We start from the raw sequence: 705 nt of genomic DNA on the forward strand, positions 1-705 counted from the left end.
ACCTCGATCTGCTGCACGGTGAAGCCGTATTTCTGCGCCAGGAGCTCGTAGATCGGGATCGTCTCCTTGCCATAGGGCGAGCCGTGATAGAGCACGACGATCTTCTTGCCCTTCAGCTTGTCGATGCCGCCTTCCTTGGCGGCGATGTAGTTCACGATGCCGGATGTCTCGCTGTAGGGATTGAGCAGCAGTGGGAAGACATAAGGGAAGACCCGCCCGTCGGTGGAGTCGGTGCGGCCGTGATTGACCGTGATCAGCGGCACCTTGTCGGCGGTGATGCGGTCGATCATGGCGTAGGCGATGCCTACCGACAGCGGATTCCAGGCGGCCGCGCCCGCGTGGCTCTTCTGACGCTCGTAGCATTCGACGCCGCGCTCGACCTCGTACTGGGTCTCGCACTCGTCCCAGGTCAGCTTGACGCCGTTGACGCCGCCGTCGCGGATGTTGATCAGGTTGAGATAGTCGATGAAGCCGCCGAAGAAGCCGGTGCCGCCAGCCGCATAGGGCCCGACGCGATAGCTCTGCAGCGGGAAATATTGCTCGTCGGCGTGGGCGGCCGGCAAGGCCACCGACACCGCCAGCGCCGCCGAGATGGCAATCGCCTTGACTGTGCTGAGGAAGGTCATGGTTCGAGGTTCTCCAGTATGGGCCTTTTGCCCGGTTCATTCTCTGAATGCTTGCAGTGTTGGAGCGCGGGGCTGCCAA

The 705-nt window shown here is 62.4% G+C and carries 1 protein-coding gene; it reads right to left on the reverse strand.

The features are described 5' to 3' along the window. Window positions 1-626: ABC transporter substrate-binding protein (locus tag E5X34_RS32620; RefSeq protein WP_292573329.1), on the reverse strand; the 626-nt coding region annotated here is incomplete at its 3' end. Window positions 627-705 lie beyond the last annotated feature (79 nt).

The organism is Mesorhizobium sp. (genome assembly GCF_004963255.1).
Taxonomy (GTDB): domain Bacteria; phylum Pseudomonadota; class Alphaproteobacteria; order Rhizobiales; family Rhizobiaceae; genus Mesorhizobium.